The following is a 19,635-nucleotide window of genomic DNA, read 5'->3' as shown; positions in this document are numbered from 1 at the left end:
AAGGGCCCGGCTGCTCTCTTTCGACCCTTGGAGCTCGGCTCGAACACGCGCCGTCGTGCGGGCGCTGCCATGAAGAACGCTTCCCATAATGCATCCTCCTCCTGACGACTCAGGATCGATGATGCACCATCAGATTTCGGGACTACACACCTAGAAGAGGTCGCCCTGCCCGCTGCGCGGAACGTCCCGGCGCGGCGCACGAGCCGGCCGTGGCGACAGCCCTTCCCCGCCCGCGGTGACGGTGACATCGAAGCTGCCGTCGCTGACCTGAACGCTGAGCGCCAGGCCGGGCTTTGCCTGCTCCACGCCGCGAACGAGCGCTCCCGAACCATCGCGCACCAGCGCATAGCCACGCGCCAGAACAGCCTGGGGGCCCAGCGAGCGGACCAGGCTCCAGGCCGATTCGAGCCTGTCGCGACGGCGCCCCAGACCCTGGACAAAGGCGCGGCTCGCCCTCAGCGACAGCTCGTCGGTGCGCTCATGCGCCCGTTGGAGGCGCAGCCGTTCTGCCCTGAGCAAAGCATCCCGCCCAGCCCGCAGGCGGCTTGAGAGCCCATCAAGCCTTGCCACATAGGTCGCGAGCCGGACTGATGGAGATTGCCGCACGAGCCTCTGCGACAAAGCTGCAAGCCGTTGCTCGTAAGCCCGCGCGTTGCGCGCCAATGCCGGAGCAAGACGCGCCGCGGCCAGATCGAGCCGCTGCCGCGGGCCGGAAAGGACAGCCTCCGGCCCCGGCAAGGCCCGCGCAAGCGCACGCAGATCGCTGCGACGGCGATCCGAGAGACGGCGCATCGCCCCCGCCTGCCGACGGGAGAGATCGGCGATCAGCGCCATCAGATCGGCGCGGACCGGCACGACCTTCTCGGCGGCGCCGGTCGGAGTCGGCGCACGCAGGTCGGCGGCGTGGTCGATCAGGGTCCAGTCGGTTTCGTGGCCGACTGCCGAGACGAGCGGGATCAGCGAGGCGGCAGCGGCGCGCACCACGACCTCCTCGTTGAAGCCCATCAGATCCTCGAGCGAACCGCCACCGCGCGCGACGATGATCACGTCGGGGCGCGGGATTCGTCCGCCTTCCGGCAATGCGTTGAAACCGGCAATGGCGGCCGCCACCTCGGCCGCACTGGTCTCGCCCTGGACGCGGACCGGCCAGACCAGGACATGGCGAGGAAAGCGGTCCTCGAGACGGTGCAGGATGTCGCGGATGACAGCACCGGTCKGCGAGGTCACCACGCCGACGACGCGCGGCAGATAGGGAATGAGCTGCTTGCGCCCCTCGTCGAACAGGCCTTCGGCAGCGAGCCTCTTGCGACGCTCCTCAAGCAACGCCATCAGCGCGCCGACACCGGCCGGCTCGAGCGAATCGATGACGATCTGGTAGCTCGATTTGCCGGGGAAGGTGGTGATCTTGCCGGTGGCGATGACCTCCAGCCCTTCCTGAGGCCGTGTCTTCAACCGCCCGAAGACGCCCTTCCAGATCACCGCGTCGATCTTGGCGTTCTGGTCCTTCAGCGAGAAATAGACATGGCCCGAGGCGACCGGGCCGCGATAGCCCGAAATCTCGCCACGCACCCTGACAAAGCCGAAGGCGTCCTCCAGCGTACGTTTGAGCGCACCAGACAGGTCGGAAACCGACCATTCCGGCGCATTGGAGGGCTTGGTGTCGGGCGATTCGATATCCATTGCGCGACCATAACGGTCGCAGCGACGGAGCAGAAGCGTTGCCCCGCGCCGCTGCGAAGGCTATTGCGCGCGGAGCAAGCGGAGACGGCGCGATGAACATCCTTCTGATCGGTTCCGGCGGACGCGAACATGCGCTCGCCTGGGCGATATCCGGCTCGCCGCTCTGCGACCGGCTCCTTGTCGCACCCGGCAATCCCGGCACCGCGCAATGCGGCGAGAACGTCGCGCTCGACATCGCCGATCACGCCGCAGTCGTCGCCTTCTGCAAGCGGGAGAAGGTCGACCTCGTCGTGGTCGGGCCGGAAGGGCCGCTCGTCGCCGGCATCKCCGATGATCTCGTCGCGGCCGGCATCAAGACCTTCGGCCCCTCGAAGACGGCAGCCCAGCTCGAGGGCTCGAAAGGCTTCACCAAGGAACTCTGTGCCGAGTTCAACATCCCGACGGCCGCCTTCGGACGCTTCGGGGATGCAGCATCGGCCAAGGCCTATGTCAGGGCTCAGGGCGCGCCGATCGTGATCAAGGCCGACGGGCTCGCCGCCGGCAAGGGCGTGGTGATGGCACAGACCCTCGACGAGGCCGATGCCGCCATCGAGATGATGTTCTCGGGCGGCTTCGGCGCAGCAGGCGCCGAGGTGGTGATCGAGGAATGGATGATCGGCGAGGAGGCGAGTTTCTTCGCACTCTGCGACGGTAGCCATGCCCTGCCGCTTGCCTCGGCTCAGGACCATAAGCGCGTCGGCGACGGCGACACCGGCCCGAATACCGGCGGCATGGGCGCCTATTCGCCCGCCCCGGTGATGACCAAGGCCCTGGAAGACCGGGTCATGGCGGAGATCATCGCACCGACGCTCGCGGGAATGCAGAAGCGGGGCGCACCGTTCAAGGGCGTGCTTTTCGCCGGATTGATGATCACGGCGCAGGGGCCGAAGCTGATCGAGTACAATGTCCGCTTCGGCGACCCGGAATGCGAGGTGCTGATGCCGCGCCTGAAGAGCGATATCGTGCCGGCCTTCCTCGCCGCCTGCGACGGTGTGCTCAGCTCGTTCGACCTGCGCTGGCTGGACGAAGCCGCGCTGACCGTCGTTCTGGCGGCGCGGGGTTATCCCGCCACGCCCGAGAAGGGCAGCATCATTCGCGGCATCGAGAAGGCCGAGGCTATGGACAATGTCCTCGTCTTCCATGCCGGGACGAAGCAGTCCGGGACCGACATCGTTGCCGATGGTGGTCGCGTGCTCAATGTCGTTGGCCTCGGCAAGACTGTCAGCGAGGCCCAGCAACGCGCCTATGCCGCCGTCGACGCGATCGACTGGCCGGAGGGSTTCTGCCGCCGCGACATCGGATGGCAGGCGGTCAAACGGGAGCAGGAAGGCTGAACATCCGCGCTCGTCGGGGGTTAGGATTTCAGCCAGACTGATATCAGGCCAGCGGTTACGCCAGGAGCGCTCCTCCATGAGCAATCTCGATTCACTCTTTCCCGGCTTCACAGCCCATTGGGTCGACGGGCCCGTCGGCAAGATCTTTGCGCGTTCCGGCGGTGAAGGGCCGCCGCTCGTGCTCATTCACGGTTTCCCGCAGACCCACGCCGAATGGCACAAGATCGCGCCCGAACTGGCGAAGACCCATCGTGTCGTCTGCCTGGACTTGCGCGGCTATGGCTGGTCGGCGGCTCCCCATGGCGATGGCGGCAAGGAGACCTACACCAAGCGCGCCATGGGCGAGGACRTCGTCGCCGTSATGSARGCGCTCGGCCATATCCGCTTTGCCGTGATCGGCCATGACCGCGGCGCGCGTGTCGCCTATCGCCTCGCTCTCGACCATCCCGGCAGGGTCGAGCGGCTTGCCGTGCTCGACATCCTGCCGACGCTCTCGATGTGGGACGGCATGGACGCCGCCCGCGCCATGCAGGTCTATCACTGGACCTTCCTGGCCCAGCCCGAACCCGTGCCGGAAAACCTGATCAAGGCCAATCCCCAGGCCTGGCTCGATCATACGATCGCGAGCTGGACACGGGCCAAGGCGCTCGACGTATTCAACCCGCTCGCGCTCCGATCCTATGGGGAATCATTCGACGACCCGCATCGCATCCATGCGGCCTGCGAGGACTATCGCGCTGGCGCCACCACGGATCTCGCCCAGGACAGGGCCGATCTCGCGGCGGGAAAGACCATCCTCTGCCCGGTGCTGGCACTCTGGGGCGAAGCCGGAATACCCGCCAAGGGCGAAAGCCCGCTCGCGATCTGGCGCTCGACCTTCGCGCCCAAGGCCGAGGGGAAAGCGATCATCAGCGGCCATTTCCTGCCGGAGGAAAACCCTGCAGCAACGCTGGAGGCCTTGAAGCCGTTCCTTGCTGGCTCGGTTGCCTGAGCAGGGTTCAGGCCGCAGCATCGCACCATGCCAAGCTTCACGACGCCTGCCGAGCAACGATCCGACAGCGCCGAGCCCAGGCTCGCGCTCGTGCTGGGGGCCGGAGGGGCACGGGGCCTGAGCCATATCGCGGTACTGGAGGCGCTGGACGAACTCGGCGTGAGGCCCGGCCTCATCGTCGGTTGCTCGATCGGGGCGATCATCGGCGCGGCCTATGCGGCCGGCCTCTCTGGCAGCGAGCTGCGGGAGCATGTGTCACTGACATTCCGTGACCGGGCCAAGGTGATCGCGCGGCTGCTCGACGCCCGCGTCGGCAAATTCACCGATCTCATGCGCGGGCTCGGCAATCCCGTGCTGATCGACGGCGAGCGGCTGCTCGACCTGTTCTGGCCGCAAGCCGTGCCCGACCGGTTCGAGGAGCTCAGATTTCCCTTCGCCGCGATTGCGACCGACTACCATCTCCATGCAGAGGTCTCGTTGACGAGCGGGCCGCTGACGCCGGCCGTCGCCGCCTCGCTGGCTATTCCGGGTCTCGTACGCCCGGTGGTGCTCGGCGGCCGCGTGCTGATCGATGGCGGAGCGATCAACCCCCTGCCCTATGACAGGTTGCTGGCGCCGGGGCGCATCGTCATGGCGGTCGACACCAGCGCGCCGGCAACGATCAGCGACACGCGCGTGCCCGAGCCGCTCGAAGCGATGGTCGGCGTCTCGCAAATCCTGACGCGCACCATCGTACAGCGCATGATCGAGCGCCACCCGCCAGATATCCTGATCAGGGCCGGCATCGACGGCTATGGCGGGCTCGACTTCTTCCGGGCGCAAGCCATCCTCGACGCCTCCGAGCCGCTCAAGGACGAGGTCAAGCGAAGGCTGTCTCAGGCACTCCGGCAGGGCTGAGCGCCTCCGGTTCGTCGCAGCGAAAACCCGGCAATACCGAGATCAACGCGTCACGCCCCTCATCGGTCAGGATTACGGCACGACTGTCCTTCTTGCGCAGGACCCAGCCCGTCTCGAAGCAGCGGCATGCGAGGGCTGCGGCCAGGCTTCCCGCCAGATGCGGACGGCGCTCGCTCCAGTCGAGGCATGGCCGCAACGACGCGCGCCGGCTCCTGGCCGCCTGAGCGATGTCGATGCCGAGCGCCGCGAAAACGCCTTCCCCCGATGTCGCCAGGCCGTAGCCGCCATCGGCAACCGTCAGGTGCCCGCCCGCGACCAGCGCATCATGCAGGCCGATGCCGAGGCGCCCGGCGAAATGATCGTAGCAGGTGCGGGCCCGGCTGAGGTCGGCGCCGACCCGGGACGGCAAGCGGCGACTGGAGGACTGGCTTCCGGCGAGGACCATCAGCCCTTCGAGCGCCGTGGCGACCTCAGGCCCGGCGAGCCTGTAATAGCGGTGGCGCCCCTGGACGGCGACCGCGAGCAGGCCGCCCGCCATCAGGCGGGCGAGATGGCCGCTCGCCGTCTGCGGCGCGACGCCGGCAATATAGGCGAGTTCCTTGGCGGTCAGCGCGCGCCCGTCCATCAGGGCGTGCAGCATGTTGGCGCGGGCTGGATCCCCCATCAGATGGGCGATCTCGGCGAGATAGGGGCCATGCGTGCTCATGCAGCCATCTTGCTCCCTTGCTCAGCCGAGGCAACCTGGAACAGTACGCTCCCCACCGTAGCGTTCGGGCGCGACAGTCCGCATCGACACTGCCACAAACAGCCTCATGGAAAACGCAGATCTCATCCTCTTCATCGCCGCCACCTTTCTTCTGGCCGGCTTCGTCAAGGGCGTCATAGGGCTCGGCCTCCCGACCATCGCAGTCGGCATCCTCGGCGTGGTGATGGCACCGGCGCAGGCCGCGGCGTTGCTCGTCGTGCCCAATATCGTCACCAACAGCTGGCAGGTCGCAACCGGCCCGGGGCTGAAGGCGATCATGATCAGGCTCTGGCCGATGCTTGCCGGCATCTGCGCGGGGACTTGGGCGGGCGCCGGGTTGCTGCAACAGAGCAAGGGCGGCTCGGCCACCTTCTGGCTCGGCTGTGCGCTGGTGCTCTATGCACTGGTCGGGCTGAAGGCGGCGAAGCTGCGCGTCCCTTCCAGTGCTGAGGGTTGGCTCGGCCCCGTCATCGGCATCACGACGGGCATCGCCACCGCTGCGACCGGTGTCTTCGTATTGCCGGCCGTGCCCTATCTGCAGGCGCTCGGCCTGGACAAGGACGAGCTGGTGCAGGCGCTGGGCGTCTCCTTCATCACTTCGACGCTGGCCTTGTCGGTCGGCCTGATCGGAGCAGGCGCCCTGGATGTCGGCGTGGCGCAATCCTCGCTGCTGGCGCTGCTGCCTGCGCTTGCCGGCATGTCGGTCGGCCAGGCGATCCGCACGCGCATCTCCGCGGCCACCTTCAAGCTCAGCTTCTTCGCGGGGCTGYTGATGCTGGGATGCTATCTGGTGATCAGGACGCTCGCCTGAACGTCCTGCCAGCACCTTGGGGGTACGGCGCCAATTCGTTTGGGCGCGCCCTCAGCTTGCAAAGTCGAGCAGCGCTGAACGGCGCCGTTCGGCGTTCGCCAGATCCGCGATCGGCGACAGGATGCATTTGTCGAACGGCTCCAGCGCCCGCCCCTCGCGGAAACGCGTCGGCCAGTCGGCATGGGTCAGCGCGCCACGCCCGAGCGACACGAAGTCCGCCTCGTCGCCCTCGATCATGGCCGCAGCACGTTGCGGATCGTGCAGCGACCCATTCGCCAGAACCGGAAGCCGGGCATGCATCCGCGCCAAGGCCGCCAGACTTGGCCCGGTATCGCCGAAGGCCGGGCGCCACCCCTCGAATTCGGTCGTATGGATGTAGTCGAGGGGAAGCGTGCCCAATGCGCTGAACACCATCTCCGCTTCGCGGACACCTCCGACCCATTTGTGGAGGAAGTCATTCACCTTGGCCTGCGAGATTCGCATGCCGACGACATGATCCGCTCCCACGGCCGAGCGAACGGCTTCGGCAACTTCGACGAGGAGCTGAAGGCGGCCCGCAATGCTCCCGCCATAGCGATCCTGGCGTCGATTGATGCCCTCGGTCAGGAACTGGTCGAGGAGGTAGCCGTTGGCTCCGTGGATCTCGACACCGTCGAAGCCAGTCTCCCTTGCGAGCGCGGCCGCGCTGGCAAAGCCTGCCACCGCTTCACCGAGATCCACCTCCGACATCGCACGAGGAATGCGGTAGGGGCCATTGCCGCGATAGAACGCCATTTGCTCGCCCTTGGGACGCAGGGCGGAAGGGCCGATGCTATGGTCCCGATGGATGTTGCCTTGCGCCAGGGCTCCGGCGTGCATCAGCTGCGCAACAATCCGCCCGCCTGCGTCATGAACCGTGCTGACGACCTGTCGCCACGCCTCGACCTGTTCGGCATCAGCGAGGCCGGGCTGGTACTGGTAGCCMTGCGAGAATGCCTTGTCGGTGTAGATGCCCTCCGTCACGATCAGGCCGAAGCCGCCTTCCGCGAATGAACGGTAATAGGCGGCCATACCTTCGGTGGCACGGCCATCGACGGTTGCACTCACGCGCGTCATGGGCGCAACGACAAGCCGGTTGGATAGAGCGAGCCTGCCGATCCGGACGGGGGAGAAGAGACTCTCCTCCGCCCTCTGGCGAGGCAGGCCGGAAGCGGGGTTGCCAGTCATCTTACCGGCCCTCCCCTGGCACTGCCGCAATCGCCTCGATCTCGATCATCACCCTGGAATCGTAGAGGCCCTTGACCTCAGCGATCGTGTCGGCGGGATAAGGCGCGCTCCAGAACCTGCGGCGAAGCTCGACCACGTCCTTGAACTGAGCCTGCATGTCGGTGACGAAAATCGTCACCTTGACGACATCCTTCAGGCTGGCACCGCCCGCTTCGAGGGCACGCCGCAAATTGGAGAAGGCCTGCTCGCCCTGGGCTAGGAATCCGCCCTCCACGACCTTGCCCTCGTCATCATAGCCGGCCTGGCCCGATACGAAGAGAAGGTTGCCGACCTTGATGGCCTGCGACAACAGATACGGCTCGTAGGGGTCGGGCCGCGTGACAACTTGCTCGAACATCTTTTCATCTCATCTGTGAATGGACTGGCCGCGTCGCGAGATGAATTTCATTCATCCAATCGGTGTGCCCGTCCGGCGATGAGATGAATGTGTGCGTTCACGCCCAGGACAACAAACGCGAAATCCTCACTCGATAACTGAATCAAACTCACTCATAATCAGGCAAGTTGTGAGCTCAATCATTGGACCTCCGTGATGCGACGCCTGCCGCCCTTATCCTCGCTGCGGGCATTCGAAGCTGCGGCGCGTCATGGCAGCTTCAAACGAGCCGCCTCCGAGCTGCTGGTCACGGCCACTGCGGTCAGCCACCAGATCCGGACGCTCGAGGAGCACCTCGATGTGCGCCTGTTCGACCGCCAGACGCGGCGTGTCAGTCTGACCGAACAAGGCCGGGCGCTCTATCTCGTGCTGCGCGATGGCTTCGACGCCTTCGCCGCAGCGATCGAGCGCATTCGGTCAGAGCGGAAACGGCCGGTCATCACGATCTCGGCGACCGTAGCCTTCTCTGCGAAATGGCTGGTGCCGCGCGTCGCCGGCTTCCAGAAAGCCCACCCCGGCGTCGATCTGCGGCTGCACGCATCAGACGATGTTGTCGATCTGCACTCGGGCCAGGTCGACCTGGCGATCCGATATGGCCATGGCAGCTATCCCAATCTCGACGCGCGCCAACTCATCGCAGACCGGTTCGCCCCGGTGGTCAATCCGGTGCTGGACGTCCACCAGCCCGCCGATCTCGCGAAGGTGCCGCTCATCCATTTCGAATGGCGCAGCGCAGATCCCGATCATCCGACCTGGCCGATCTGGTTCGAGCGGACAGATATGCGGCCCGATGCGAAATCGGCCTTGCGCTTCACCGATGAAAGCCAGGCGATCCAGGCTRCAGTCGCCGGCCAGGGAGCGGCGCTGCTCAGCCTGGCGCTCGTGAGGGAGGAACTCGATGCAGGCCGGCTCATCCAGCCATTCGGCCCAACGCTACAGGGACTGACGTATTCCGTGGTGACCCTGCCGAGCCGCTCCAAGGAGGCGCTTGTGCACGCGGTTCGCGACTGGCTGATTGCGGAAGCAGCGCGTTAGCTCAATCACCCGGCTTCTTCTTGCCCGTGAGCAGGGCATAGATCGCCATGGCGTGGMCATGGCCGAGATCGAAATCCGATTTCAGCCAATCCACGACCTGCCCTGCCTTGACGCCCGGCCTGAGCCTGCCCGCTTCCGAGAGGCCCTTCGCGTCGGCAAGCGCCTGCAGCTCCTCAGGCCCCTTGCCGGTTTTCTGCTTGATGGTGTCGAGATAGGCCTGAAAGGACATTGCGCCTCGCGATGTTCATTTGTCGGGAGCGGAACCGTAGCGACGCTGGATGCATCCGCAATCCCCAGGGCGGGACGAGCGCATAATCCCCCCTAACGCCGCGCCTTGAAGAACCCGCGCAACAGATCCGCCGCCTCGCTTTCAGCGATGCCGCCATAGACATCCGGCGCATGGTGGCATGTCGGGCTGGCATAAAGCCTGACACCGTTCTCGACCGCGCCTCCCTTGGGATCGGAGGCGCCGAAATAGAGCCGCCTGATCCGGGCGAAGGAAATCGCGGCAGCGCACATCGGGCAGGGTTCGAGCGTGACGTAGAGATCGCAGCCGATCAGCCGTTCGCTGCCGATTTCTTCGCAGGCGCGCCGCAAGGCCAGCATCTCGGCGTGTGCGGTCGGATCCTTCAGCTCGAGCGTGCGGTTGCCGGCACTGGCCAGGATGGTTCCGTCCCTGACGACCACGGCTCCGACCGGCACCTCGCCCCTGGCACCTGCCGCCCGGGCCTCCGCGAGGGCGAGATCCATCCCCTCCAGCTCGGCACGCTTCGATTGCAGCATGAAACCTCTGCTTTGGCGCTCGCGAGGCATGATACGCTCTGCTACAAGCGCCGGCTGTGCAGGAGCGATGATGAGCGACGACAACAACCAGAAAAGCCGTGGTCCACGCAAGGGCGGTGGAGCTGGCGGCAAAGGCGGCGGGTTTGGCGGAGGCGACGGCAAAGGCCGTGGCCCGTCACGCGGCCGCCCACCTTCGGGCGGAGATCGCCCGCCATTCCGTGGCCGTTCGGGCGATGACAGGCCGCGCCGCGATGCCGGGAGCGAGGGCGAACGCCCCGCCCGTCGCTTCGACAGGCCCGCAGGCCAGCGTGACGGCGCACCGCGCCCGCCGCGCGAGGGCGGCGAACGGCCGTTCCGCAGCAGGACCGAGGGCGAACGCGCTCCGTTTCGTGCGCGTTCGGGAGATGATCGCCCTTCGCACAGGACATCCGAAGGCGGCGAACGCCCCGCCCGGCGCTTCGACAAGCCGGCCGGCCGACGCGACGACGCCCCGCGCCCGCCGCGCGAGGGCGGCGAAAGACCGTTCCGCAGCAGGACCGAAGGCGAACGCGCCCCGTTTCGTGGTCGCTCGGGAGATGATCGCCCTTCCCACAGGACATCCGAAGGCGGCGAACGCCCCGCCCGGCGCTTCGACAAGCCGGCTGGCCGACGCGACGACGCCCCGCGCCCACCGCGCGAGGGTGGTGAAAGGCCGTTCCGAGCCCGCTCCGAGGGCGAGCGCAGCACGAGCCGTCCGCCCCGCGAAGGTGCGGCCCCCCGCGGCAGGAGCTTCGGCGACCGGGATGCTGGCGCACCGCGCTTCGACAGGCCACGCGCCGAGCGGCACGACCGTCCGCGCGGCGACGACCGGGTTCATCGTCCGCGCCGCGAGGATGCCGAGCCCCAGGCACCGGGCGCAGTCCTCCTGCCCTCGATCGAGCCGGAGCGCATCGCCAAGGTGATGGCGCGCGCCGGCGTCGCCTCGCGCCGCGATTGCGAGGCGATGATCGCCGAAGGCCGCGTCAGCGTGAACGGCAAGGTGATCGAAAGCCCGGCACTCGATGTCGGACCGAGCGACGTGATCCTCGTCGATGGCGAGCCATTGCCGGCGCGCGAGCGCACTCGGCTCTGGCTCTATCACAAGCCGCGCGGGCTGGTGACGACGAACCATGATCCCGAAGGCCGCCCGACCGTATTCGAGGCCCTGCCCGAGGACCTGCCGCGCGTTCTCTCGATCGGCCGCCTCGACATCAACACCGAGGGGTTGCTGCTGCTGACCAATGACGGCGGACTGGCACGCGTGCTCGAGCTGCCGGAAACCGGCTGGCTCCGGCGCTATCGTGTGCGCGCCTTCGGCAGCATCACGCAGGACAAGCTCGACACACTGCGCGATGGCGTCACCATCGACGGCATCAGCTACGGGCCCGTCCTGGCACGTTTCGAACGCGAGCAGGGCTCGAACACCTGGCTCGTGGTCGACCTGAGAGAGGGCAAGAACCGCGAGGTCAAGACCGTCCTCGAGCATCTCGGCCTTGCCGTGAACCGGCTGATCCGGGTCTCCTTCGGGCCGTTCCAGCTCGGCGATCTGCCGGAGGGTGAGATCGACGAGATCCGCTCCCGCGTGATCAAGGACCAGCTCGGCGAAGAGCTAATGGCCAAGGCCGGCGTCGATTTCGAGGCACCGCGCCGCGATGAGCTGCCGGCGGCGCCCAAGCGCGCGCCTGCGGGCGAGGATCGCCCGCGCCGCCGCGAGGGTGGCGAGGAGCGTGGGGCGCGCGGCAGTGGACGTCCGGTTTCGCAGGACACCCGCAGCGAGAAGCCTTGGAAGCGCACCGTCTGGCGCGATGAGGAGGCCGAGCCGCAACGTGAGCGCCGCTCGGCCCCAAGGCGTGGCGCCGATCCGAAGGAGGCGCGGCAGGCCCGCGAGGCGACCGGCCAGATCGAACGCAAACGCGACAAGGCGATTGCCGATCCGAAGGGACGCCGCGTGCTGGTCGAGCGCGTCAGCGCGCCGGCACGAGAAGAAGCGCCCGCCCGCCCGGCTCGTGCCGAGCGTACCGGGCCGGGAGCCCGCGGAGCGCGCCCGCAGGAGCGCGGCGCGTCACCTCGCGGCCTTGGTGACCGGCCTCAGCGCCGTCCACGCGATGAGGGGGCCGGCGGACAGGATCGCAGCGACGAGCGTCCATGGCAGGAGCGCGCGCCACGCGGCGAACGCCCTGAGCGCGCCCCTCGTGAGGGACGCGAGCGACCCGCCCGACCTTTTGCCGAGCGTCAGGGCGATGACCGTCCGCGCGGTCGCAGCTTCGGCGACAGGCCAAGCGGCGGCAGACCGTCCGGCGACCGCCCGCACGGGCGCGGCGCTGGCGGCAAGCCCGGCGGCGGACGTCCCTTTGGCGGCAAGCCCGGCGGCAAGGGACCGCGTCCCGGTGGCGGCGGCCGCGGCAAGCGTGACTGAGAGTAGCGCCTGATGAGAATCGTCGGCGGCCGCTTCGGCGGCCGGCCCCTGGCCGGCCCCAAGCCGGGTATCGGCACGATCCGCCCGACCTCCGACCGGTTGCGCGAATCGCTCTTCAACGTGCTCGCCCATGCCTATGACGACGTGGTCGAGGGCGCGCGCGTGCTCGATCTCTTCGCCGGAACCGGCGCGATGGCGTTCGAAGCGCTCTCGCGCGGTGCCGGCTTTGCACTGCTGGTCGATGACGGCACCGAGGCACGCGGCCTGATCCGCGAGAACCAGATGACGCTCGGGCTCGCCGGCCTGAGCCGTATCTTCCGCCGCGATGCGACCAAGCTCGGCCCGATCGGGCCGATGGCGCCTTTCCAGCTCGTCTTTTGCGATCCGCCCTATCGCAAGAATCTTGGCGAGAAGGCGCTCATCTCGGCACGCGATGGCGGCTGGCTGGCCGCTGGTGCGCTGATCGTGCTTGAGGAAGCGGCGGGGGTCGAGATCGCCCTGCCCGGCGACTTCGAGGAGCTGGAGCGACGCGACTATGGTGAAACCCAGGTCTGGATCCTGCGGGCGCCCTGAGGGCTTCACCGCCGCCCGAACAGCTTCTCGATATCGTTCAGCTTGAGCTCGACATAGGTCGGGCGGCCATGGTTGCACTGGCCGGAATTGGGCGTGACTTCCATCTCGCGCAGGAGCGCATCCATCTCCTCGGGCCGCAGGCGCCGGCCGGCACGCACCGAGTTGTGGCAGGCCATCGTCGCCAGCACATGGTCGAGGCGCCGTTCGAGCGACCCTGAATCGCCATGCTCGGCGAGCGTATCGGCGACGTCGCGAACTAGCTTCTGCAGATTGCCGCCAGCCAACGCGCTCGGCGCCTCGCGCACCAGCACGGCACCGGATCCAAAGGATTCGATGGTCAGGCCGAGCGAAGCAAGGTCACCGGCGACAGCGATCAGGCGGTCGGCGTCGACCGGATCGAGCTCGACCACTTCCGGCAGCAGCAGAGCCTGGCGGGCAATACCCGTCCTGGCCCTCTCGGCCTTCAGCCGTTCATAGACCAACCGCTCATGCGCCGCGTGCTGGTCGACGATGACCATGCCGTCACGTGTCTGGGCGAGGATATAGGTTTCATGGACCTGCGCCCGCGCGGCGCCAAGCGGGCGGTCGAGGGCATCCTGCGCCGGCTCGGCGACATGGGCTCGCGCATCGGCCGATGGCGTCACGAAACCCGTGAAATCGGCCTGCCGCGCCTCGCCGAACCCGGCCGATGGCGACGCCCAGGCAGGTGCGGACGGCAGCATTGGACGCTGCACTGACGGCTGCTGCCCGGCCCCAGAGAAGACCGCGCGGAAGGCTTCCAGCGTCCGGGCGCCACCTGTCGTCGTGGCGCGGTGCCCGGCCTCGGCCAAGGCGGCCTTCAGGCCGGATACCACGAGGCCGCGGACCAGGGCCGGATCGCGGAAGCGGACTTCGCTCTTGGCCGGATGGACGTTGACGTCGACGAAGCGCGGATCGCAGATCACATCGAGAAACAGCATCGGGTGCCGGTCGGAGGGCACCACATCGGCATAGGCGCCGCGCACCGCCGACAGCAGCAGCTTGTCCCGCACCGGCCGGCCATTGACCGCCAGATGCACGCCGGCCGAGGTCCCTCGATGGAAGGTGGGCAGCCCGGCGAAACCGATGACCCGAATGCCCTCGCGCGCCACGTCGAGCCGCAGCGCATTCTCGGGAAAATCACGGCCGAGCGCCCGCGACAACCGGCGCAGCAGCCCTTCCTCGCCGATCGCCTCGGCTGGCCAGTCGAAGCCGGTGACATGGTCACCTTCGAGGGAGAAGCGGATGGTCGGATGGGCGATGGCATGTCGCCGCAACATCTCGGAGACGGCCTGCGCCTCCGCCCGATCGCTCTTCAGGAACTTGAGGCGGGCCGGGGTGAAGATGAACAGATCGCTGACCTCGATGCGCGTGCCGGGCGCAGCAGCGGCCGGACGAACCACGCCCTTCTCACCGGCCTCGACGACGAGGCCGTGGCCCTGCGAAGCCTCGCGTTGGCGCGTGGTGATCGCAAGCCGCGCCACCGAGCCGATCGACGGCAGCGCCTCGCCGCGGAAACCGAGAGACTGGATCGCGAAGAGATCGCCATCCGGCAGCTTCGAGGTGGCGTGGCGCTCGACCGACAGCGCCAGATCCTCGGGCGACATGCCGGAGCCGTCATCGACGACGCGGATCAGCTCGCGGCCGCCGGCCGCAATGGTCACGGYGATCGCGCGCGCACCGGCATCGATGGCGTTCTCGACCAACTCCTTCACGGCAGCAGCCGGCCGTTCGATCACCTCGCCGGCGGCGATGCGATCGACCAGGATGGGATCGAGACGGCGAACGGTCATGCTGAGCCCGGCAAAAAGGGAGCGAGCGCGGAAACCCGAATCGTCAGCCGCGCCCTTCGGCAAGATAGCGCTTGGCGAGGAGTTTCGCCTCTTCGACCGCCGGCTGATCGAACGGATCGACGCCCATGGCGTAGCCCGTCAGGATCGTTTCCAGCATGAAGTGCATCAGGATCTCGCCATGCACCGTCTCGTCGACATGATCGACATGGAGGCGGCGCACCGCGCGGCCGTTCTTGGCGAAGGTATCGATCATGGCGACGCCCTGCGCCGCGACGAGATCGCCGATCGTCTTGCCGGCGAAACCGTCCTCGCCGATCTTCTTCGCCAGAGCAGCATCGATCCCCGGGCCCCTGCCCTTGGTGCTGAGGGTCAGAACGGTGAAGAACTTGTCCTTCGGCCCGGCGAGATAGAGTTGCTGCTGCGAATGCTGGTCGACGGGCCCGAGCGCCGCGACCGGCTGGGTGCCCTGTCCGTCCTTGCCGAGGCTCTCGGCCCAGAGCTGGACCCACCAGCGCGTCAACAGGGCGAGCTTGTCGGCATAGGGCATCAGCACTGCGATGCCCTTGCCAGAGCGCATGGCGGCGAGGTGCAGGGCCGCACCCAGCGCAGCCGGGACCTCGCGGACGCCCTTGCCCGCCAGCAGGGGAGCAAGTGCCTTTGCCGCACCGTTGCGCAGGGCTTCGATATCGAGGCCGAGGATCGCGGCCGGCAGCAGACCGCAATTGGTCAGGACCGAGTAGCGCCCACCCACGCCGGTATGATGGTCGAGGAAGGGCGTACCGAACGGCTCCAGCAGGGCACGCAGCGGGTGCAGCTTGCCGGGCTTGGCCGGCTCGGAGAGCCCCTGGAAGTGCCGGCCAATCTCACCATCGGGGATACCGGCGGCGCGCAGCGCGGTGATCGCCGCGATGCTCTGCAGCAGGGTTTCTCCGGTGCCGCCTGATTTGGAGATGGCCACGAACCTGGTCGACTTGAGCGGCAGTTTCGTGAGCAGGGAGGCAAATGTCTCAGGATCGAGATTGTCGATGAAATGCACGCGCGGCGTRGGCGCGAAGCTCGACAGGCCGGCAATGCCGGAGCCGGCGAGCTGGGCCAGCGTCTGGCCACCGAGGCTGGAGCCGCCCGTGCCGAGGATCAGGATATCGGTCGCGCCTTMGCGCAGGCGTTTTGCGGCAGCATGGACCGGTGCCAGATCGGCCGTATCGGCCGGCAATCCCAGCAGGGGCAGCGACTTCGCGTCCGCCTCGCCCTTCAGCCGCGCCAGCGCGGGCGCGAGAGCGGCCAATGCCTTCTCGAAGGCAGCATCGGGGATGCCACCGGCGCCGACACCGGATTCGAGCGCGAGGTCGAAGCTTTGCTGCAGCATGGCCTGGTATCCGTATGGGGTCGGTGGAAAAGCGGGTGGGCGGCGCGCCGTCAAACGAGGCCGACCGGCCGGCCGACGGCCTGCACCAGCAGGCGCGGGTCGCCGAAGAGCCGTTGCGCAACGCGCTTGATGTCGGCGAGCGTCACGGCGGCGAAGAGCTGGTTGCGCTCGGCGAGGAATTCCGGGCCGAAGCCGTTCACCGCCAGGCCCAGCAGCTCGGCAGCGATCTTCGGCGAGGTATCGAAGCGCAGGGGATACGAGCCGATGATGTAGCGCTTGGCCTCTTCGACCTCGTGCTCGGTCGGCCCCTCGGAGGCAAGCTTCATCATCTCCTCGCGAATGACGGCAAGCGATTCGGCCGCGCGATCGTTGCGCGTCGCAGTGCCGCCGACCAGCATCGCGCTCTCGCGCAGCGGCAGCAGGCTCGACGACACGCCATAGGCAAGGCCGCGCTTCTCGCGCACTTCAAGGAACAGGCGCGAGGTGAAAGCGGAGCCACCCAGGATATGGTTCAACACGCTGGCGGTGATGAAATCCGGATCGCGGCGCATCAGGCCCGGGCCGACGAAGCGCAGCACGGTCTGCGGCACATCGAGATCGATGACATGCGTCTCGCCAAGCCCCTGCACGGGAACGGGGTCGGTCGGGACCGGTCGAGCCGTGCCGATCGGGAGCGCGGCAAAGAGCTGATCGAGCCGCTGCGCCAGTTCTTCCGCCGTGATGTCACCGACCACGACGATCTTGAGGCCGGCGCGGGTCAGCAACTCGCGCGAGAGCGCCTTCAATCCGGCGGGCTCCGTGCGCGAGACGCTGTCGATATCGCCCTTCTCCGGACGGCCATAGGCGTGACCGGGATAGGCCGCCGCATAGAGTGCATTGCGGCAGAGCGTCTCCGGATTCTGCGCCTGACGCTGCAGGCCAGCGACGACCTGCGACTTCACGCGCTCCACGGCATCAGCATCGAAGCGCGGCGCGTTCAGCGCCAAAGCCAGCAGCGAGAACGCCTCGTCGCGATGGCGCGACAGGGTCTGCAAATGGCCGTGGAAATCGTCGCGACGGGCATCGAAGCCGAGGCTGATGGCGTGGTCGGCAAGCCGGCCGTGGAACGCTTCCGCGTCGAGATCGCCGGCCCCCTCATCGAGCAGACCCGAGACGAGGTAGGCGCTGCCGGCGGCATTGTCGGGATCGCGTGTCGCACCACCGTCGAAGGCGAAATCGATCGCGATCAACGGCAGGCTGTGCTCCTCGACCAGCCAGGCCTCGATACCGGAGGTCGAGCGGACCTGCTGGACCGCCACCGAGGGGCCGGCAAGCGTGGAACCCGGGGTGGGGATGGGCGCGTTCATGTCGCTTCCTGACGGTGGGACGATGTCATCCCACCCGCATGAGAAAGGGGGCGCGGACTCAAGCTGCCGGCAAGAGCAGCCCGGTGACCGAACGGTCGGGCCGCAGATAGCGGCGCGCGGCCTCGATGACGGCCTCGCGCGTCACGGCTTCGATCCGTTCCGGCCAGGCCAGGACGTCCTCGACGGTTTCGCCGACGGCCAGCGAGGCACCGAAGATACGAGCGAGCGAAGATTGGCTGTCCCGGGCGAAGATGGTCTCCGCCACCAGCCGCGTGCGGGCGCGGCTCAACTCGATCTCGCTCGGCCCATCGGCAAGGAAGGTCGCGAGCGCCGCATCCAGGCCAGCTTCGAGCGCAGCCATGTCGATGCCCGGGCGTGGGCTGGTCGACATCTGAAAGGCAGCGCGATCGACCATCGAGCCCATGAAATAGGCGCTGGCACCGGCCGCGAGCTCCTGCTCGACGCAAAGCTGGCGATAAAGCCGCGACGTGGTGCCGCCGCCGAGGATATCGGCCACCAGTTCGAGCGCGAATGCCTCGCTGCGATCGCCGCTGAGATAGGTCGGCGTGAGCCAGCCCCGCCGCAGGGACGGCTGGCGCACACGCGGGTCGCTGAGCGAGACCCGGCGCGCTGCGCGCGGAGCGGGCTCGGCCGGGCGCTTGCGCACCGGGGCCTGTCCACGCGGCGCGATCTGGCCATAGGTCGCCTCGGCAAGCGTGCGCACCTCGTCGAGATCGGTGTCGCCGGCGACGACCAGGATCGCGTTCTCCGGCGTGTAGAAGCGCTGATAGTAGGTGAAGGCGTCGTCGCGCGTCAGGCCCTCGATCTCGTGCTCCCAGCCGATGATCGGCGTGCCATAGGGATGATGCACGAAGAGCGCGGAAGAGAACTCCTCCCCCAGCTGTGCAGCCGGGTCGGCATCGACGCGCATGCGTCGCTCTTCGAGCACGACATCGCGCTCGGGCGCGACCACGCTCTCATCGAAGGCGAGCCCGGTCATCCGGTCCGCCTCGTAGTCCATCATGGCGCGCAGATGTTCCTTCGGCACGCGCTGGAAATAGGCGGTGTAATCGAAGGAGGTGAAGGCGTTCTCCTGGCCGCCATAGCCCGCGACGATCTTGGAGAACTCGCCGGCCGGCCAGCGCGCCGTGCCCTTGAACATCAGGTGCTCGAGAAAATGCGCGATGCCGGACTTGCCGGCCGGATCATCGGCCGAGCCGTTGCGGTACCAGACCATATGAGTGACGACCGGCGCGCGCCTGTCCGGGACGACCACGACGTCAAGCCCGTTGGCGAGCCTGAAGGCTTCGACTGGAACCGACAAGCGTGCAGTCGGAGTATGAACCGTCATTTCAGGGTGGCACCTTCGCGGCAGGAGTGACCTTCGATATAGGCGCGATTACGCGCCGCGCCAGCGCGCGGCGCTCGCCATCACGGTTTTTCAGCGAAGGGTCAGGGCGTGCTCGGCGACGGCAGACCCTGCACGAATTCCTTCTGGCCCGTGCTGTTGGTGTCTTCACGCGGCCCGCCCCGACCGGGTCCGAGCGGCGCCGTACCAGCCGGCTTGCGGTAGCCGGTCGGCGGATCGCTCAGCAAGCGGCGCTGCGGCTCCTGGCCATGAACCAGGTTCGAGGTGTCGGTGGCAGCCTGGCGCGCCGCCAATTCACGACCGGCACGGATCGGGCCAATATTCTCCTCGAAGGTCTTGCTCTGGGTTTCCGGTGGTGCCTGAACCTGTCCGCCGGTCACGCGACCGCGACGCAGTTCCTGCTGGCTGAGCAGCGGGGTCTGGTTCAGCTTGTATTTCTCGCGCTCGGTCGCCGGAATCAGGGCGTCCTTGGCGTCCGCACGGCGGGCTGCRACATCGGGATCATTCGGCCATGCAGCCGTACGCTGCGAGGCCGGATCTTGCGGACGCGGCAAGGCGGAAGACGGCGGCACCACCAGCGGCGGGCGCTGGCGATACTCGATATCGGGCCCCTCCCCCGGCATCAGTCCAAAGGTCCGCATGGCGTTCTGGAAAAACATGCCTTCCTGAGCCGAGGCGGGAAGCGCGGCCGCGATCATGCTCCCAGCGAGCAGGATGCGGATTGCGCGAGCGCGATTGGCCATCTCAAAACCTCCGTGAAGGAACCTGCGTTCCTGTCC

General features: G+C 67.6%; 18 protein-coding genes. 7 read left to right on the top strand and 11 right to left on the bottom strand.

Annotation, left to right across the window (positions count from 1 at the left end):
- Nucleotides 1-150: 150 nt before the first annotated feature.
- Nucleotides 151-1,680 carry an exodeoxyribonuclease VII large subunit gene (gene xseA / locus AC1DJT_RS04775; protein WP_476833632.1) on the bottom strand — a complete coding sequence of 510 codons (1,530 nt, stop codon included), beginning with the start codon at nucleotides 1,678-1,680 and terminating at the stop codon, nucleotides 151-153.
- Between the two features lie 92 nt (nucleotides 1,681-1,772).
- On the opposite strand from xseA, the gene purD reads away from it, so the two are divergent.
- From purD to AC1DJT_RS04760, 3 genes are all read left to right on the top strand, one after another.
- Nucleotides 1,773-3,053: a phosphoribosylamine--glycine ligase gene (purD, locus tag AC1DJT_RS04770; protein ID WP_476833631.1), complete on the top strand. Its 1,281-nt coding sequence runs from the start codon at nucleotides 1,773-1,775 to the stop codon at nucleotides 3,051-3,053.
- 76 nt (nucleotides 3,054-3,129) lie between these two features.
- Nucleotides 3,130-4,044, top strand: a complete 915-nt coding sequence (locus AC1DJT_RS04765; RefSeq protein ID WP_476833630.1) for an alpha/beta fold hydrolase — start codon at nucleotides 3,130-3,132, stop codon at nucleotides 4,042-4,044.
- 27 nt (nucleotides 4,045-4,071) lie between these two features.
- Complete coding sequence (locus AC1DJT_RS04760; RefSeq protein WP_441506130.1) at nucleotides 4,072-4,941, top strand: patatin-like phospholipase family protein; 870 nt, start codon at nucleotides 4,072-4,074, stop codon at nucleotides 4,939-4,941.
- Here AC1DJT_RS04760 and AC1DJT_RS04755 read toward each other — a convergent pair.
- Entirely contained in the window at nucleotides 4,904-5,647 is a 744-nt protein-coding gene (locus AC1DJT_RS04755) for an ArsR/SmtB family transcription factor (RefSeq protein WP_441506129.1), read from the bottom strand. The genes AC1DJT_RS04760 and AC1DJT_RS04755 overlap by 38 nt on opposite strands.
- 106 nt (nucleotides 5,648-5,753) lie before the next feature.
- Between AC1DJT_RS04755 and AC1DJT_RS04750 the strand changes: the two genes are divergently transcribed.
- Entirely contained in the window at nucleotides 5,754-6,497 is a 744-nt protein-coding gene (locus tag AC1DJT_RS04750) for a sulfite exporter TauE/SafE family protein (protein ID WP_441506128.1), read from the top strand.
- Nucleotides 6,498-6,548: 51 nt separating this feature from the next.
- Here AC1DJT_RS04750 and AC1DJT_RS04745 read toward each other — a convergent pair whose 3' ends face one another.
- The gene (locus tag AC1DJT_RS04745) at nucleotides 6,549-7,703 is read right to left on the bottom strand and encodes an oxidoreductase (RefSeq protein ID WP_476833629.1); all 1,155 of its coding nucleotides are present in this window, start codon (nucleotides 7,701-7,703) and stop codon (nucleotides 6,549-6,551) included.
- A 1-nt stretch (nucleotide 7,704) separates the two neighbouring features.
- Nucleotides 7,705-8,100 carry a RidA family protein gene (locus AC1DJT_RS04740; protein ID WP_441488873.1) on the bottom strand — a complete coding sequence of 132 codons (396 nt, stop codon included), beginning with the start codon at nucleotides 8,098-8,100 and terminating at the stop codon, nucleotides 7,705-7,707.
- 195 nt (nucleotides 8,101-8,295) lie between these two features.
- On the opposite strand from AC1DJT_RS04740, the gene gcvA reads away from it, so the two are divergent.
- Complete coding sequence (gene gcvA, locus AC1DJT_RS04735) at nucleotides 8,296-9,174, top strand: transcriptional regulator GcvA (protein ID WP_476833628.1); 879 nt, start codon at nucleotides 8,296-8,298, stop codon at nucleotides 9,172-9,174.
- A gap of 1 nt (nucleotide 9,175) precedes the next feature.
- On the opposite strand, the gene AC1DJT_RS04730 is transcribed toward gcvA, so the two are convergent.
- The gene (locus tag AC1DJT_RS04730) at nucleotides 9,176-9,403 is read right to left on the bottom strand and encodes a DUF4287 domain-containing protein (RefSeq protein ID WP_476833627.1); all 228 of its coding nucleotides are present in this window, start codon (nucleotides 9,401-9,403) and stop codon (nucleotides 9,176-9,178) included.
- 92 nt (nucleotides 9,404-9,495) lie between these two features.
- Nucleotides 9,496-9,924, bottom strand: coding sequence for a nucleoside deaminase (locus tag AC1DJT_RS04725; protein ID WP_441489224.1), 429 nt, complete (start codon nucleotides 9,922-9,924; stop codon nucleotides 9,496-9,498).
- A 103-nt stretch (nucleotides 9,925-10,027) separates the two neighbouring features.
- On the opposite strand from AC1DJT_RS04725, the gene AC1DJT_RS04720 reads away from it, so the two are divergent.
- Complete coding sequence (locus tag AC1DJT_RS04720; RefSeq protein ID WP_441506125.1) at nucleotides 10,028-12,391, top strand: pseudouridine synthase; 2,364 nt, start codon at nucleotides 10,028-10,030, stop codon at nucleotides 12,389-12,391.
- A 12-nt stretch (nucleotides 12,392-12,403) separates the two neighbouring features.
- Nucleotides 12,404-12,964 carry an RsmD family RNA methyltransferase gene (locus AC1DJT_RS04715; protein ID WP_441488869.1) on the top strand — a complete coding sequence of 187 codons (561 nt, stop codon included), beginning with the start codon at nucleotides 12,404-12,406 and terminating at the stop codon, nucleotides 12,962-12,964.
- A gap of 5 nt (nucleotides 12,965-12,969) precedes the next feature.
- Here the strand turns inward: AC1DJT_RS04715 and mutL are convergent, their stop codons facing one another.
- The 5 genes from mutL to AC1DJT_RS04690 all read right to left on the bottom strand — a co-directional run bounded on the left by mutL (nucleotide 12,970) and on the right by AC1DJT_RS04690 (nucleotide 19,599).
- Nucleotides 12,970-14,775 carry a DNA mismatch repair endonuclease MutL gene (mutL, locus tag AC1DJT_RS04710; RefSeq protein ID WP_476833626.1) on the bottom strand — a complete coding sequence of 602 codons (1,806 nt, stop codon included), beginning with the start codon at nucleotides 14,773-14,775 and terminating at the stop codon, nucleotides 12,970-12,972.
- A 43-nt stretch (nucleotides 14,776-14,818) separates the two neighbouring features.
- Nucleotides 14,819-16,141: a glucose-6-phosphate isomerase gene (locus AC1DJT_RS04705; RefSeq protein WP_476833625.1), complete on the bottom strand. Its 1,323-nt coding sequence runs from the start codon at nucleotides 16,139-16,141 to the stop codon at nucleotides 14,819-14,821.
- Between the two features lie 50 nt (nucleotides 16,142-16,191).
- Nucleotides 16,192-17,487, bottom strand: coding sequence for a M16 family metallopeptidase (locus AC1DJT_RS04700; RefSeq protein ID WP_441506122.1), 1,296 nt, complete (start codon nucleotides 17,485-17,487; stop codon nucleotides 16,192-16,194).
- Nucleotides 17,488-17,545: 58 nt separating this feature from the next.
- A complete protein-coding gene (locus AC1DJT_RS04695) occupies nucleotides 17,546-18,838 on the bottom strand; it encodes a M16 family metallopeptidase (RefSeq protein WP_441488865.1) in 1,293 nt (430 codons plus the stop codon).
- Between the two features lie 101 nt (nucleotides 18,839-18,939).
- Entirely contained in the window at nucleotides 18,940-19,599 is a 660-nt protein-coding gene (locus AC1DJT_RS04690) for a hypothetical protein (RefSeq protein WP_441488864.1), read from the bottom strand.
- Nucleotides 19,600-19,635: the final 36 nt, after the last annotated feature.

The organism is Allobosea sp. 05T422_2, from assembly GCF_056396265.1.
The sequence above is the reverse complement of the archived record's forward strand: the minus strand, read 5'-3'. Positions and strand labels throughout refer to the sequence as shown.

Coding starts and splice junctions, on each gene's coding strand:
- AC1DJT_RS04760 (WP_441506130.1), top strand. CDS start 4,072: ATGCCAAGCTTCACGACGCCTGCCGAGCAACGATCCGACAGCGCCGAG.
- AC1DJT_RS04755 (WP_441506129.1), bottom strand. CDS start 5,647: ATGAGCACGCATGGCCCCTATCTCGCCGAGATCGCCCATCTGATGGGG.
- AC1DJT_RS04740 (WP_441488873.1), bottom strand. CDS start 8,100: ATGTTCGAGCAAGTTGTCACGCGGCCCGACCCCTACGAGCCGTATCTG.
- AC1DJT_RS04725 (WP_441489224.1), bottom strand. CDS start 9,924: ATGGATCTCGCCCTCGCGGAGGCCCGGGCGGCAGGTGCCAGGGGCGAG.
- AC1DJT_RS04720 (WP_441506125.1), top strand. CDS start 10,028: ATGAGCGACGACAACAACCAGAAAAGCCGTGGTCCACGCAAGGGCGGT.
- AC1DJT_RS04715 (WP_441488869.1), top strand. CDS start 12,404: ATGAGAATCGTCGGCGGCCGCTTCGGCGGCCGGCCCCTGGCCGGCCCC.
- AC1DJT_RS04700 (WP_441506122.1), bottom strand. CDS start 17,487: ATGAACGCGCCCATCCCCACCCCGGGTTCCACGCTTGCCGGCCCCTCG.
- AC1DJT_RS04695 (WP_441488865.1), bottom strand. CDS start 18,838: ATGACGGTTCATACTCCGACTGCACGCTTGTCGGTTCCAGTCGAAGCC.